Below are 14,719 nucleotides of genomic sequence, written 5' to 3'. Positions count from 1 at the left end.
TTAGAACTTGAACCGCAGCTCGGCGAGGAAGGTGCGCGGCTCGCCGGGGAAGTGCCCGCTCTGCGCGCTGAAGCCCGAGGCGGCGTAGACCGTGTCGAAGATGTTATCCACCCGCAGCAGCACCTCGGCAAAGCCCAGCCCCTTGGTGATCGAGGCGTCGAAGATCGTGTAGGGCTTCACCGTCTGCCCGGATAGGCTGATGCGGCGCGAGACATGCTCGCCGCCGAAGGCGAAAGCGGTGTCGATGACGGGCAGCTGATAGCGCGTCCAGAAGCCGACCTTGTGGCGCGGGGCATTGGCGAACCGGTCACCGACGGCATTGGTAATGGCTTGGCCGGGGGCCGTGTCGGTGATGCGGGCGTCGTTATAGCCATAGTTGACGAGCAACACCCAGTTGGGCGTGATGTCTGTGGCGAGGTCGATCTCGAACCCCTTGCTGGTCACTTCGCCGATGGGCGCCAACTGATCGACACCGTTGACTGGCGCGCGGGTGGCATCGACCTGCAGGATGTTCCGCCGCACGATCCGGTACACGGCGGCATTCGCCTGAATGCGCCCGTCGAGCAGCTCGGTCTTGATCCCGCCTTCGATTTGATTGCCAGTCACCGGCGCGAAGGGGCCGCCCGCATTGGCGTCCTGACTGGCAGCGCTCTGCGGCTCGAAGCTCTGCGACCAGCTTACATAGGTCGAAACGTCCGGTCGGGGTTTGAAGATCAGACCGGTGCGGAAGCTGACATCATTATCGGTGTAGGATGATCGACTGCTGACGGTCCCGCCGGTGCTGGTCGTCACCTTGTCCTGGAACCAGTCGTAGCGCATCCCGCCGACCAGCAGCAGCGCATCGGTGAGGCTGATCTGGTCCTGCAGATAGACGCCGCGCCGCTTCGAGCGTGTGTCGGTGGTGGTGAAGGGCAAAAGGGCGGCGCGGGCGGCATCCCCCTTGCCTGCACCGTAGATCGGGTTGGAGAGGCTGAGCGAGCTGACCCCGGCCCGCAGGATGCGGGAGTCGAGAAGGTTCGTCTCGTCATACCAGTCCGCACCCGCCTGGAACTTATGTTCCATGCCGAACAGATCGACACGCGCTGTGGCGTTGGCCATGAAGGACAGGCCATCGACCGGGCGGATCTGGTCGCGGAACTCACGGCGGACAAGATCGGAATTGTTGGGGTCCAGCCCACGCGGCTCATGATATTGCTGGACCTCGCGCGCGGTGAAGTAACGCACGCCGGCATCGAAGGTCACCCGCTCGCCGATCGCGGTTTGATAGCGCGCCTGATAGGCTTCGCTCGTCAGGTGCAGGAAGTCGGTCGGCTCATTGGCGTTCCAGCGAATGTCGGTGAGGAAATTGCCGGCATCATCGACGAGCACGCCGCGCAGGCGATTGGCGCGCAGCTCATTGTCATAGATGGTCGCCTGCAGCGTTAGCTTGCCGCCTTCATTGGTCTTGATGGCGATGCCAGCGTCGGCGATGCGCGACTTGTTCTGAGTGTTGAGCCGGTAAGGGTCCATGGACTCATAGAAGCCACCCACGCGATAGGTGACGATGCCCTCGGCATCGATCGGCCCTGTCGCCTCGGCGGAGATACCGACGCGGTCGTAATTGCCGCCGGTCACGACCATACGCAGCCCGCGCTTGTCGGATGGTGTCTTGGAGACATAGTTGATGATGCCGCCGGGCGAGCCGGGGCCGAAGAACAGGCCAGACGGCCCCTTGAGCACTTCCACCCGCTCGATGTTGAACAATTGCGGCACGGAAAAGCCGATGAACGGGTTGCCGCGCTGCCCATCGTAGAAGGACTGGTCCTGACGGAAGCCGCGGAAGGTGACGCCGGCATAGCTGAAGGCGCTCACGCCGGAGATGTTGCGATAGATGTCGGTAGCATCGCGCGCGCCCTGATCGGCAAACAGCTCGGACTTGATGACCTGCACGGCCTGTGGGATGTTCATGGGGTCTTCGGCGGCCTTGCCGACCGTCGTCTCATCCGCGCGGTAGAGGCGCTGAACGCGGCCCGTCACGATGATCGTGTCGTCGCTATCCGCGCCAGCTTCCGCCGGGGCGCCTTCCATCTGGGCCATAGCGGGGGCAGCGGACAGCGCGACGGACGCCAGCAGAACGGATCGGAGAAAAGACAAGACAGCCCCCTGAATGAATCGATAATGCGAGTAAGTCGCAACTATGTCGATTGTTCGGGCGATGCAATCCCTTGCCGCAAGAAAAGGAGAATTGCGCTCGGTTCAGGATTTAGGGCTACGTCCGATTAGGCCGATAGGCTGGCGTCCCGCTTGAGCGCGCAGGCCGCGCGCCAATAATGGAAGGCAGCCAGCGCATAGAGCGCGATGCTGGCCAGCAGGGCGTGGCGCACACCCCAGGCCGAGGCTGTCGCGCAGGCGCCGGTCAGGCGGGGGGCCGTGCAGACGCTCTTGAAGCCGGGCATTGCGAAACCGGCGAAGATGTCGCTCGCCAGGCCGATGATCGGCGGGCCGAGGCCAACGCCGACCAGCGTGGCGATGAAGAAGTAGATGAAGGCCGCCGTCGTCCGCGCGTTGGGCGCGACGAGGTTCTGCAGGGCGACCAAGGTCGGCACCGAATAGAAGAACAGGAAGACGCCGGCCACGGTCAGGCAGACGAGCGCCGGCAGCGGGCTGCCCAGCGAATAGCCGATCAGATAGAGCGGCACGCTGGTAGCGATGCCGCAAAAGGGCAGCAGCGCATACCAATGCTGTCCGCGCCGGGCGATGAAGTCGATCCCGACGCCGCCCAGCACCATACCGGCGGTGGCCGCCGTGGACGAAATGATCGCCACATAGACGCCGGCCTGCGTAATCGAGAGATCATGGACGCGCATGAAGAACGGCGCCGTGAAAGCACCGCCGGCGTAGAGCGCCATGCTAGAAAGGGCGAGGCCGATGAGCAGATTGCGGAACACCGCCTTGCGCGCCATCATGCTCATCACCTCTCCCATCGGAGGGGGCGGCGTCGCGGCTTTGCTGGTCGGCCGGGCGCCGTTGCTCAGGCCATCGCTTAAACCTCTGGGCGGATCGCGCAACAACAGGCGGAAGAGGAGGGCGACGATGAGGCCGGGGCCGCATACCGCGATCATCGCGGTCCGCCAGCCATGGTCCTTGGCGATCCACACCGCCGCCAGCGCACCGATGAACGAGCCGAGTGGGGAGCCGAGCCGCATCATGGTGATTGCAAAGCCGCGCTGATGCGGCGGGAAATGATCGCCGATGAGCGAGGTGCTGGGTGCCTGCACGCCCGCCTCGCCGATGCCGACGCCGATCCGGCACAGGAAGAGCTGCCAGAAATTTGCCGATAGCCCGCACAGCGCGCTCATCAGCGAGAACAGCCCCACCGAGACGGAAATGATCGTGATCCGGTCGCGTCGTTCCGCCAGCCGCGCGATCGGCAAGCCCAGCGTGGAATAGAGGATGGCAAAACCGAGCCCGCCCAGCAGCCCGAGCTGGAAATCGGTGAGGCCAAGATCCTCCTTGATCGGCTGGCCCAGCGTCTGCACGATCACCCGGTCGATATAGGCGAAGGCGGCGACCAGCATGATCAGCGCCAGCAGCATGGCGCGATAGCCGGGGCCATAATGTCGCTGTTGTGAAGGTGTCGAGGCGTCGTTGGTCATGGGGCCTGCGCAATAGGGGGTGGGACGAAGGGCGCTTGCCTGCGCGCAGACGGTATAGACCGGCCAGTCGGCGACGCAAGACTGTTGATGACTCAATGAATTGCTTTTGGCGCGCAATTGTTGCAGTGGTAGGATTTCGCGACGTGGCTTGGGCGCGCGGAGGCCGCAGCTTGACCGCTGGGGCGTGGGCCGGGCAAGGGGGCAGCGATTTGAATGATGAGCGATGAGAAAGCGCAGTCGAAGGTGAGCGGTCGTAAAGCAGGCTCGGCGGACGAGGTCCAGCTCCCCGGCTGGAACCTTGATGAGCTGAACTATCCGACGTTCCGGATGACGCTGATCGCCAAGATCATGGATCGGCTGACCATTCGCAATCTCGCGGAGATTGAGGACATCACCTATGCGGAATGGCGGGTGATGGCGCGGCTCGCCACGATGCACCAGGGCGGAACGGTTCGGCAGGTGGCCGAGATGGCCTGGGTCGATCGGGCCGAAGTCAGCCGCGCCGTCAGCACCCTCGAAGAGAAGGGCTACACGCTGCGCATGGAGAACCCCCATGATCGGCGGGCGCCCATTCTCAAGATGACTCCCGTGGGGCTGGAGCGATACCGCGCGGCGCTGGCCGAGCGGAAAGCCTTTCATGAACTGCTGACCGCGAAACTCTCCGACAAGGAGTGCGAGACGCTCAACCAGCTGCTCGCCAAGATCGGCGAGCAGCTGGTTGTGCTTTCGCAACCGGTGTCGACCGACGCGGTTAAGTGATCGCGTAATAGCGGAACAGCGAATGGTCCGGCGCGTCGTCGGGCGTCAGTTTCGGGCGACGCTGCCCAACGCCGACGATCACGGTGCGGTTGAGCCAGCCATGCGGCCCGTCCGGCGCGCGGAAATAGGGCGTGCAGCGGAAATAGGACGATGTCTTGGTGCCATCCGGTAGATCCAGCGGACCGTGCACATAGCCAAGGTTGCGAATATAGATCAGCGCGCCGTCATCCGCCTCGATCATATAATGGGCATTGAGCTCCACCACCTTGTCGGTGCGGACCACCGGCCAGTCTGCGCCGCTATAATCGACCAGCTTGCCATTGAGGCGGGGCCCCTCGACGGTGCTGCCTTCGCCTACGGACGTGTAGCCGTGATTGGGGCCGCCCGCATGGATGGCGCCAGTCGCCCAGCGCTTGTCGAAATTGATGCGGATGTCGAAGACATGATCGCAGCGAAGGGCGAGGGGATCGTCAGTCATGAATGTCCTTGCGGCTTGTGTTGATAGATCAACTTATAGAGCAGGCGGGCGACAGTGCGACCCTTAAGGTCGTGCTTCACGCTGCCACTCGTGCGCCGCGCAGCAAATCCACGAGCGAGGCTGCATCATCGATGGCGTCACCGCGCCAAGCGACATGGCCGTCCGACCGGGCCAGCAGCAGGCGGTGCCGGTAAACCTTCGGCACATTATCGAGCGCGCGATCCATGGCGAGGACCGTGAGCGGCATCCCGCAAGCCCGCGCCGCTGCAACCAGCGGCTCGACGTCCGGCGCGGCCTCACCCTCGTCCTCAACGCAGATCAGCGTGTAGCCCGGCCCGCAGAGGTCGTAGAGCGAGCGCCCGTCCGCGAGGAAGAAATGCGGCACGCGGCACCCCGGCGCGGTTGATGGGGTATAATCGTGCATGGTGTAGGCGGGCGCGGCTTCGCCATCATAAGCGATGATCGGCGAAGCATCGTAGAAATAGCCGTAGTTCAGCCCGGCGCAGGCATATTGCTGGACATTGAGCGCATAGGCAGCGGCGCCCACGTCCCGCCGCGCCGCCTCGCCTTCGGGCGTGCCGTCCTCGATCTCCGGCGGCAGGGTATTACGCTCCTTGATGGCGCCGCTGGCATGACCCATCGCAAAGCGGGAAACCTGTTCGGTGATGGGCTTGCGCTCTGCGACATAGGCATCGAGGATTCCCTCGGGTGCCCAGCCTTGCAGGGTGGCGGCGAGCATCCAGGAGAGGTCCATGGCATCGGCAATGCCGGCGTTCATGCCATAGCCGGCATAAGGCACCCACAGATGCGCGGCATCGCCGGCGATGAAGACGCGGCCTTGGCGGAAGCGGTTGGCGACCAGTCGCCGGCCGATCCAGTCCTCGTTGGAGAGTGGCGTGAAAGGGAAGTCCGGCCCGACGCCCAGGATGTGCCGAATGCACCGATCCCGGTCGACCTCCTCGAACGTCTCCTCATCGGGCCGCAGATAATTGTGGACGAGCCACCGCCGCTCGCCATCGATGGCGAGCACGGTCCCGGCCCGGTCTGGATTGTAATTATAGTTCATCCACGCCGGGGTGCTGCCGAGTGCATCGAGAAGATCGGGCGCGTCGATCAGGGTGGATTGTACGCGCTGGACGACGGCATCGCCCTCTAGCTTTCCGCCGATCTGCTTGCGCACTGCGGAACTGCCCCCGTCGCAGCCGACCATGTAGCGGCAGCGGATTTCTCGGGACGTACCGGCGGACAGGTTGGTCAGCTGCGCGTACACGCTCCCCCCCTCGTCCCGCACACTGTCGAACCGCGTCTCGTTGAGCAGCGTGATGTTAGGGTGCTGCGCAGCATGGGCAAAGAAGATCGGTTCGAAGAAGATCTGATTGACCCGATGCGGCGGTTCGGGGGTGGGCCACCAGCCATCCGGCCCGCTCCTGTCCTGATAGCGGTTGCGCCGCGACGGGATGGGGATGCGCGCGAGTTCGGTGCCGGTCATCCGCGTGCGGAACACGATGTCATTGGGGTAATCGTGCGGCAGGCCGACCGCACGCACCTCCCGCGACAGGCCGAGGCGGCGCAGCGTCTCCATCGTGCGCGAGGACACATGGTTGCATTTCACGCTGGGTGGCTGACCGGCTGGGCGCATCTCTGCCACGACGACCTGGATCCCCCGCGACGCCAGGTCCAGCGCGAGCAGCAGCCCCACGGGCCCAGCGCCGATAATTAGAACTTCGGTGTCAGTCATCCGCCCCTCGTTGAGTAATCAACGAAACCGATAGCAGATGCGGAAGCGGGATCAATTTCTTTTTGTTCGTCTCTCCAGGGCGTTGAAGCGGGTTAGCCCCAAAGGGCAAGTGGAGCCGGGAACCCGACGCCCGCACGGCCATTCAGGGGCCATCGAGCTTGGGGAAAGATCAGTCCGGCGACAGCGATTCAAGGGATTCGCCTCTCCAGCATCGTCATCTTCCTGACAGCGGCAAGGGGACTCGGTTCCAGTTCCGTAGGCGGACGCGACTTTGTCCGACGGATGACGACCGAGAAGAGCTTGGCGTTAATTGCCCTCTTGCGTAAGCAGGGCGTCCAAAAAAATGGCTACGGACGTAAGGGAATCTTGGAAAGGAAGGAGGTTGATGATTGAAGAAGGAAACGTTTAAAATAGTCAACAATAATGGTCAGTACGCAATATTTAACCTATAATTAATTCTATTTAATTTTACTGGAAATTCCTGATTTGTTAGGAGTCTCGTGTATCCGACCTGCTTCTGAAATACGGCGCTCGACATGCGGGACAGGCAGGGTTCATTTGAGCCGTGTCAGGCTCCAAATCTGCCGGTCGTTAAGGGTTTCTTGCAGCGCAGCATTGCTGGGTCGCACCATGCCGGTTTAAAGTCGGATGATGACAACATAAAACGGGTAAGGCATTGAAAATGAATAAAACTACACGTTACAAAATACTGAATACTGTATCTTCTGGCAACAGCTTCGACGAAATCCATTAAATTATTTAATTATCGATCTGCTTTTAACGTCGATTTAGCCCGAGCCAATAGCCGGCCCACGCCGTCTTACACTTTGAAAAATATAGAATATTTCTCGCCCCTGCCTTGACCGGCAAGGAGAAGGCCGAGAGCGCAAACGCCCTTAACCTTCTGCCCGTTTACGACTGCCAGGCGCTTCCGAGCGTGCCCGTCACTCCCTTCAGGCCGATTTGGCGCCGACTCCGCTGGCGTGGTCTGCTTCCCCACATGCGGCTCGCAATCTCCAGTTCCTCCCGCCCAACGGCGCCTGTGTAGATGGCGGTGGTGCTGATGTCGGTGTGCCCCATCCACTTCTGCACCATGTTCAACGGCACACCCGAGTGGATGGCCGATACGCCAAATCCGTGTCGAAAACCCTTGGCCGTCGCCTGCATTCCCTTGATGCCGACCGCCTGCATGATTGCGTTGACCTTTCGCCACGCTGTCATTCTCGACCAGGTCCATAGCAGGCTGTCGTCCGCGCCCCTGCCCCGGCCATGCACCTTGTGGATCAGCTTCACCAGCTCCAGCGGAGCCGGAACGGCGCGGTAAATCCCCCTTTTCCGTTTCTTGAGGCTTTCGATGATGATGCATTGCGAGCGCAGATCGATGCTCCTGAGCGTAAGCGCCAGGGCCTCCGAGATCCGGCATCCTGTCACGGCGAGCACCATGCAGAAGGTATAGGTCTCGGGCGCTTCGCGTGCGGCGTAAGCGAGCACGGCGGCCCGCTCTTCCTGGGTCAGATATTTGCGCTGCCCTTCATTGCCGTAAACCATGTTCAGCATCCCGCATCTCCCTCTCGGAGAGCCGCCGCCGGGACCGCCATCCAGGCGTTTTCGCACTGCAAAAGGATGCAAAAACAGTCATTTGAAACAGTATTCAGTATTCTGTCACGGACTCAGAGGGGTTTGGGATGCTGGATATGGCGCAACGGATGGCAGACGATTTCGGGGTGCCGGTTAACCTTTCGGTGGGGCCGGCACCCGAACTCGTGATGGTGGGGTTCAGGATCGATAACCTGTCCCACCTTGCCCAGGCTTATGGCGAAGCTGTGCGTGAAGGCGCGCGCGCTCTGCTGGCCGCTCTGCTCGGTGAGGTGCTCGGCGGCGACGGGGTCGTGATGCCGGTCTGCGATGACCTGATTACGGCGGTGGTCTGGTCGCCGACGGCCTTCGGGCAAGCCTTCACGAATGCGGCATGTGCGGACTTCGCCCGGCGCTTTGCGGTCGCGGTCGCTGGTCGGCCGCTCCTTCACGCTAACGCGGACCTGCGGCTCGCCGTCAGTGCAGCCTGGTCCCTGCTGCCCGATGTCCATTCCGACGCCGATCTTGGTGCAGCGCGGGACGATCTGGCGTGTCGCCTGACGACCCAGCGTTTCAACGGCAACCCGATCGATACGCAGGCCGACTGGGCGCAGCGTTATCGGGCCGACATGGCGCAGGCTGCGTCCCTGCTTTCGGCGCTGGCGAACGGGCGGCTGCTTCCGGTCTGGCAGCCGGTGCGCAGCGGCGCGCAGGGCGACGCTGTGCTCTATCATGAATGTCTGCTGCGGATGCTCGAGGACGGGCGTCAGGAGACGGCCGGCCCTGCCATCGGCGCTCTGGAGCGCTTGGGCATGGTCGGCGTGCTGGATCATTATGTGGTCTCGACGGTGATCGAGGAACTGCAGCGCGATCCCGACGTGTGCCTGGGCGCCAACATCTCTGCGCACAGCGCCTGTCCCGGTGGGTGGTGGGATGAGCTGATGCCGCGCCTGCGCGACATGCCGTCCGTCGCGCGCCGTCTGGTCATCGAGATCACCGAGACTGCGCATTATCCGGACATTGGCGAGGCGACATGCTTTGCGGCGCGGCTGCGCAAGCTCGGCGTGCGGGTCGCGCTGGACGATTTCGGCGTTGGCCATGCCTCGCTGCGTTCGCTGCTGGCGCTGCAGCCCGACATTATCAAGATCGACGCCTTCTTCCTGCGCCGGGCGGCCAGTTCCGAGCCGGATCGCGTCGCGCTGCATCATCTGATCGGCCTGGCGGGCAGCTTTGTCCGCGATGTCGTGGTCGAGGGCGTGGAAACGCGCGCGGAGGCCGATCTGGCCCTGCGCGCCGGCGCTGTGTGGCTGCAAGGCTATCACACGGGCTATCCCTCCGTCGTCCGCTCCTGGTCCGGTCCTATGGGCGGCACCAATGTGCTCACGCTGTTCGATCAGCCGCAAGCCGGCTGGTCCGAAACGCGGAGGGCGGTCGGATGAGCGGCCTTGCGGATGTTCGTGCCCGGACAGGCACGCCCCTCGGTGATCCTTGGTCTGCGCCGGATGTGGTTCAGCCTTCGCTGGCGCGGGGCATTCTCCTGGGTGCTCCGGTCAGTCTGCTGCTGTGGTGGCTTCTTCTTCAACTGGTTGTGCGGGTCGCTTCGTAGCTTTGGCGCGGGGTGGTTGGCGATGTCGGCACAAGATCAGGATATTCAGGGTGATTTCGATGTTTGAGGGGGTTGGGACGAGGCGCGCTGCGACGCTGTGTCGTGGTTTGCGCGGTCCCGCAGGGCGCGGGGGCGGGCTGATCGGCTGCGCTGTGCTGGGGGCGGTGCTTGTTGCTCCGCTTACGGCCTTTGCGCAGCAGGGCGATGTTCGCGCGCCGGCGGCCGTGGCCGCAGCGCCGGGCTCGGTCTCTGAGCCGTCCTCTCTGTCGCTGGATGATCTGATGGCGCAGGCCGCGCGGAACAATCCGCAGGTATTGTCGCAGACCGATGGCGCGCGGGCTTCGGCTTATGAGGTGGCGAGCGCGCGCTGGGCGTATTTTCCCGAGCCGGCGTTCGAGAGCGAGCGGGGGCGGCGGGGCTATGTCGTCACGGGCACGCTGACGCAGCCGGTGTGGACGTTCGGGCGGATCGGCGCGAACGTCGATGCCGCCAAGGCGCGGCTCTCTTCGGCGGAAGCGGCGATCGACGCGACCCGCTACCAGATCGCGCTGCGGGTGATCGACAGCTATGGCCGGTTCGTGGCGGCGCGTCTGGGCGCGCAGGTCTATGCGGCCGACATTGCCCGGCTGGAAGCGCTGGAAGGCATGATGCGCCGGCGGGTGGCCACGGGCCTGTCCGCGCCGGTCGATCATAATCTGGTGCTCACCCGGCTAAGCCTCTCGCGCAACACGCTGACCAACTATCAGGCGATCGAGCAATCGGCGACCGAGGCGCTGAGCCAGCTGACCGGGCGGCCGATCGATCCGGCGCGGATCGCGTTCGACGTGGCGGCAGGCGACGAGCCGCTGGATGTGCGCAGCGAGGATCTGCTGGCGCGCACCATCGAGACCAACCCGGCGCTGCTGCGCGCCGAGCAGGAGATCGGCGTCGCCAAGGCCGAGGCGCGGGTGGCGTCCAGGGCGATGATGCCGACCATCTATGCGCGGGCCGAACAGCGCTTCTCGGACGATCGCTATTATGCCTCGGCGCTGCCTGACACGCGGGTGGTGGTGGGCGTGAAGTTCGCCTTCGGCTCCGGGCTTGCCTCGGTGGAGCGCATTCGGGCCTCACAGGCGCTGGAGAGCGCGGCGCGCAATGCCCGCGATGCCTATCGGGCGGATCTGACGGCGGAGGTCGCGGCCGATCTGGCGAGCTGGCGCGCGGCGCGCAGCCTGGTGCGCGAGCTGCAGGTCAGCCGGGGCGTGCAGCAGCAGACCTTCGAATCCTACAACCGGATGTTCCTAGCCGGCAAGCGCAGCTGGCTGGACGTTCTCAATGTCACCCGAGAGCAGACCGACATCGAGCGGAGCCTGAGCGATGCGCAGGTCCAGCTTTTGATCGCCCGCTACCGCTTGCGCCTCAAGGAAGGGGCCTTCCCATGGAACTGATTGCAGGGCCCTCACCGGCCGAGACTCCCGCCGGGGCGCCTGAGAGTGCGTCCGAGGACGTCCTCTTCATGGGGCCGCCGCCCGCGACGCCCTTTGCCGATGGCGTGATCTGGCTGGGCGGGCGCCTGGCGACGGCGCTGGAGTGCCAGGGTGGCCTGACCCGGCGCGACGGTCGCCGCATCCGCGCGCTGTTCAGTGCTGGCGCTCCCGGCGAGGAAAGCCGCATTGCGGCGCGCGCGGCGCTGGCGCTGTGCGAGACGCTGCGGCTCAAGCTCTCGCGCTGGCGGCGCGAACCGCATGAGGCGGACCTGCCGATGATCGCGCTGGTGCCCGGCGCCGGCTATCGCATGGTGCTGAGCCTGAGCAACGACGGCACCTGGCTGTGCGAGGGGCCGCAGGGTCGCGAGCGGATGGCGGCATGGCCCGAAGGCACGATGTTCGCCGGCGTCACCCCGCGTGGCGAGATCGCCCATGCGCGCACCGCGCGCGGCGTGTTCGAGGCGATCATGGCCGTCGACAAATCCTGGGTGGTGATGGCGGCGCTGGCCTCGACGCTGGCGAGCATTCTGGTGCTGGCAACCTCGCTCTACTCGATGCAGGTTTATGACCGGGTGATCGGGCAGGGCGGCGTGGCGACGCTGATCGTGCTGACGATCGGCACGGCGATCGCCATCGGCATTGAGTTCGCGCTCAAGCTGGCGCGTTCGGCGATTGTCGACAAGGCGGTGCATCGCATCGATCTGGAGGCGGCGATGAGCGTCTTCCAGCGGATGCTCTCGACGCGGCTCGACCAATATCCGCCGAGCGTGGGGACGTTCGCGGCGCAGGTGCGCGGCTATGAGGGGGTGCGGGCGTTCATCGTCGCGCGCAAGCTCTATCTGTTCACCGACGTGCCGTTCGCCTTGTTCTTCCTGGCGGTCATCTTCCTCATCGGCGGGCCGTTCGTGGCAGCGGTGCCGGCCCTGGCGTTCGTGGTGGCGGTCGCTGCCGGGCTGCGCTCGCGCCGGGCGATCGAGGCGCACAGCGCGCGGGAAAATCTGGTCGGTAACCAGCGCTATGGCCTGCTGGTCGAGACCATCCAGGGCGCCGAGTTTTTAAAGGCCAGCGGCGGCGAATGGCAGATGCGCAACCGCTGGAACGATCTTTCGCGGCGGACCGCCGACGAGATGACCGAGATCCGTCATCTCAACGAGACAGCGGGCTATATCTCGGGCTTGGTCCAGCAGATCAGCTATGTCAGCATGGTGGCGACCGGCGCTTATCTGGCCGCGACGACCACCAGCCTGACCGTGGGCGCGATCATCGCCTGCTCGATCGTCTCGGGCCGGGTCCTCACCCCCGTCAACGCCATTCCTGGGCTGCTGGTGCAGGGCGCCAATGCCAAGGTCGCGCTTGACAATCTCGAGCGGCTTTACGCTTCGGAGCAGGACAATGACGGCATCAATGCGCCGCTGGTGCCCGATGCGATCCAGGGCCGGGTCGAGGTCGCCAATCTGGAGTTCGCCTGGGCCTCGCAGCCTGCCCCGCTCAAGCTGCCGGCGCTGACCATCGCGCCGGGCGAGCGGGTGGGCATATTGGGGGCGGTGGGATCGGGCAAGAGCACGTTGCTCAAGCTGCTCGCCGGGCTGGTCAAGCCTGAGCGGGGACATGTGCTGCTCGACGGGCTCGATCTGCAGCATATCGCCAGCGAGCGGCGGGCCGAGCTGATCGGCTATCTGCCCCAGCAGGCGCGGATGATCAGCGGCACGCTGCGCGACAACCTGACCATGGGCCTGCCTTATGTGAGCGATGAAGAGCTGGTCGCGGCGATCCAGGCGACTGGTCTTGCCGGCTTCCTCGCCGGGCGTCCCGAGGGCGTGCATCTGCGCATTGCCGAAGGCGGCGGGGGCCTGTCGGGCGGTCAGCGCCAGCTCATTGGCCTGACCCGGCTGCTGCTGGCCCGCCCGCAGGTGTGGCTGCTCGATGAGCCGACCTCGTCGATGGACGATGGCACCGAGGAGCGCTGCCTCTCGGCCCTGCGCGCGGCGGTTCAGCCTGGCCAGACGCTGGTGCTGGTCACCCACAAGCTGCGCCTGCTCGAGCTCATCGACCGGCTGATCGTGCTGACCCCGCAGGGCATCGCGCTCGATGGCCCGCGCGACGCGGTGATCGAGCGGCTGCGCCAGGGTCCGGCGGCACAACAGGGGCCGGCTGCACAACCGGGCGCACAAGCTGAGCATCACAAGGGAAGCGTGGCATGAAGATGGAAGATCCAAGGGCGATGCGCGCGGGCCTGGGCAGCGTGCGCCAGCAGCTGGCTCGGCTTCCGCTGGGGCCGGGGGGCTGGTTCATCGTGATCACCGGCCTTGGCATTGTGGCGCTGCTGATCTGGGCAAGCGTCTCGCAGATCGACCAGCTGGCCCGCGCCCGGGGACAGGTGATCGCGCTGGCCCGCACGCAGGTCATCCAGGCGGCGGACAGCGGCGTGCTGGCTGAGATGAAGGTCGAGGAAGGGCAGATGGTCCGCAAGGGTCAGCTTCTGGCTCTCATGGACCAGAGCCGCGCCTCGGCGGCCTATGACGACAGCCGCAACAAGGTGGCCGCGCTCAAGGCGACGCTCGCCCGGCTGCGGGCCGAGGTTTACGGGCAGGCGCTGGTGTTCCCGCCCGAGCTGGAGGCTTATCCGGCGTTCCGCAGGAACCAGACCGATCTGTTCAACCGGCGCCGTCAGGCACTCAACGAGGGCATTGGCGCGCTCGTTCAGAGCCGCCGGCTCGTGCAGGCCGAGCTCGATATCACGCAGCCGCTGCTGGCGGCGGGCGATGTCGGGCAGGCCGAGGTGATCCGCCTCAAGCGCGCGGTCGCCGAGCTCGACGGGCAGATCGTCAATGCCCGCAACAAATACTTCCAGGACGCCCAGGCCGAGATGACCAAGGCCGAGGAGGATCTCGCCACGCAGGAAGAGGCGCTGCGCGAGCGCTCGGCGGTGTTCGGCTTTACCGAGCTGCGCGCGCCGCATGACGGGCAGATCCGCAAGATCAACGTGACCACGCTGGGCGCCTCGGTGCGGCCGGGCGATGCCATCATCGAGATGCTGCCCACGACCAGCGAACTGATCGTCGAGGCTAAGTTCAGCCCCGCCGATCTCGGCTCGGTCAAGGTCGGCCAGTCCGCGCAGGTCAAGCTCGATGCCTATGATCCCAGCATCTACGGCAGCCTTGCCGGCGAGGTTGTCTACATCAGCCCGGATGCGCTGAGCGAACCGGGGCCGCAGGGTAGCGAGCACTTCTATTACCGCGTCCATATCCGCCTGAAGGATCGCGGCGCGGGTAACGCGGGCAGCAAGCCCATTCAGGTCAGCCCCGGCATGACCGCCACCGTGGAAGTGCGCACCCACAAGCGTTCGGTGCTCACCTACCTCACCAAACCCATCACCAAAACCGTCGATGAGGCGCTCGGCGAGCGCTGACCTCAACCGCACACAGCTTTGAAGACACAGCTTGGAATACAGGGAGCCAATGA

Annotated in this window: 9 protein-coding genes and 2 pseudogenes; 6 read left to right on the top strand and 5 right to left on the bottom strand. The window is 64.7% G+C overall.

Translation table 11 applies throughout. The annotated features are described in order from the left end of the window. Positions 1–2,133: a TonB-dependent siderophore receptor gene (locus tag M2342_RS16340; protein WP_264579858.1), complete on the bottom strand. Its 2,133-nt coding sequence runs from the start codon at positions 2,131–2,133 to the stop codon at positions 1–3. A 125-nt stretch (positions 2,134–2,258) separates the two neighbouring features. After that, positions 2,259–3,635 carry a spinster family MFS transporter gene (locus M2342_RS16335; protein ID WP_264579857.1) on the bottom strand — a complete coding sequence of 459 codons (1,377 nt, stop codon included), beginning with the start codon at positions 3,633–3,635 and terminating at the stop codon, positions 2,259–2,261. A 213-nt stretch (positions 3,636–3,848) separates the two neighbouring features. On the opposite strand from M2342_RS16335, the gene M2342_RS16330 reads away from it, so the two are divergent. Beyond that, positions 3,849–4,394 (top strand): MarR family winged helix-turn-helix transcriptional regulator, encoded by a 546-nt coding sequence (locus tag M2342_RS16330; RefSeq protein ID WP_264579856.1) that lies wholly within the window; start codon positions 3,849–3,851, stop codon positions 4,392–4,394. On the opposite strand, the gene M2342_RS16325 is transcribed toward M2342_RS16330, so the two are convergent. From M2342_RS16325 to M2342_RS16315, 3 genes are all read right to left on the bottom strand, one after another. Continuing rightward, positions 4,387–4,872, bottom strand: coding sequence for a DUF3237 domain-containing protein (locus M2342_RS16325; RefSeq protein ID WP_264579855.1), 486 nt, complete (start codon positions 4,870–4,872; stop codon positions 4,387–4,389). The two genes, M2342_RS16330 and M2342_RS16325, sit on opposite strands and share 8 nt — an antisense overlap. Before the next feature lie 76 nt (positions 4,873–4,948). Continuing rightward, positions 4,949–6,610 carry an FAD-dependent oxidoreductase gene (locus M2342_RS16320; protein WP_264579854.1) on the bottom strand — a complete coding sequence of 554 codons (1,662 nt, stop codon included), beginning with the start codon at positions 6,608–6,610 and terminating at the stop codon, positions 4,949–4,951. 912 nt (positions 6,611–7,522) lie between these two features. Then, the gene (locus M2342_RS16315; RefSeq protein WP_264579853.1) at positions 7,523–8,167 is read right to left on the bottom strand and encodes a tyrosine-type recombinase/integrase; all 645 of its coding nucleotides are present in this window, start codon (positions 8,165–8,167) and stop codon (positions 7,523–7,525) included. 149 nt (positions 8,168–8,316) lie between these two features. Here M2342_RS16315 and M2342_RS16310 point away from each other — a divergent pair, with 149 nt between their 5' ends. The 5 genes and pseudogenes from M2342_RS16310 to M2342_RS16295 all read left to right on the top strand — a co-directional run bounded on the left by M2342_RS16310 (position 8,317) and on the right by M2342_RS16295 (position 14,666). Next, positions 8,317–9,624 carry an EAL domain-containing protein gene (locus M2342_RS16310; RefSeq protein WP_264579852.1) on the top strand — a complete coding sequence of 436 codons (1,308 nt, stop codon included), beginning with the start codon at positions 8,317–8,319 and terminating at the stop codon, positions 9,622–9,624. A 226-nt stretch (positions 9,625–9,850) separates the two neighbouring features. After that, entirely contained in the window at positions 9,851–11,218 is a 1,368-nt protein-coding gene (locus M2342_RS16305) for a TolC family protein (protein ID WP_264578508.1), read from the top strand. After that, positions 11,209–12,525, top strand: a pseudogene (locus M2342_RS17140) (ABC transporter transmembrane domain-containing protein); the annotation flags it as partial. The gene M2342_RS16305 and the pseudogene M2342_RS17140, both read left to right, overlap by 10 nt. A 237-nt stretch (positions 12,526–12,762) precedes the next feature. Next, positions 12,763–13,458, top strand: a pseudogene (locus M2342_RS17135) (ATP-binding cassette domain-containing protein); the annotation flags it as partial. Beyond that, entirely contained in the window at positions 13,455–14,666 is a 1,212-nt protein-coding gene (locus tag M2342_RS16295; protein WP_264578510.1) for an HlyD family efflux transporter periplasmic adaptor subunit, read from the top strand. The pseudogene M2342_RS17135 and the gene M2342_RS16295, both read left to right, overlap by 4 nt. Positions 14,667–14,719: the final 53 nt, after the last annotated feature.

This window comes from Sphingobium sp. B8D3A (assembly GCF_025961995.1).
Taxonomy (GTDB): domain Bacteria; phylum Pseudomonadota; class Alphaproteobacteria; order Sphingomonadales; family Sphingomonadaceae; genus Sphingobium.
This window is presented reverse-complemented; position numbering and strand designations above follow the sequence as displayed.

Bases quoted from the DNA above. Each gene is read 5' to 3' on its own strand.
- M2342_RS16335 (WP_264579857.1), bottom strand. From the start codon at position 3,635: ATGACCAACGACGCCTCGACACCTTCACAACAGCGACATTATGGCCCC.
- M2342_RS16320 (WP_264579854.1), bottom strand. From the start codon at position 6,610: ATGACTGACACCGAAGTTCTAATTATCGGCGCTGGGCCCGTGGGGCTG.
- M2342_RS16330 (WP_264579856.1), top strand. From the start codon at position 3,849: ATGATGAGCGATGAGAAAGCGCAGTCGAAGGTGAGCGGTCGTAAAGCA.
- M2342_RS16315 (WP_264579853.1), bottom strand. From the start codon at position 8,167: ATGCTGAACATGGTTTACGGCAATGAAGGGCAGCGCAAATATCTGACC.
- M2342_RS16310 (WP_264579852.1), top strand. From the start codon at position 8,317: ATGGCAGACGATTTCGGGGTGCCGGTTAACCTTTCGGTGGGGCCGGCA.
- M2342_RS16325 (WP_264579855.1), bottom strand. From the start codon at position 4,872: ATGACTGACGATCCCCTCGCCCTTCGCTGCGATCATGTCTTCGACATC.
- M2342_RS16295 (WP_264578510.1), top strand. From the start codon at position 13,455: ATGAAGATGGAAGATCCAAGGGCGATGCGCGCGGGCCTGGGCAGCGTG.
- M2342_RS16305 (WP_264578508.1), top strand. From the start codon at position 9,851: ATGTTTGAGGGGGTTGGGACGAGGCGCGCTGCGACGCTGTGTCGTGGT.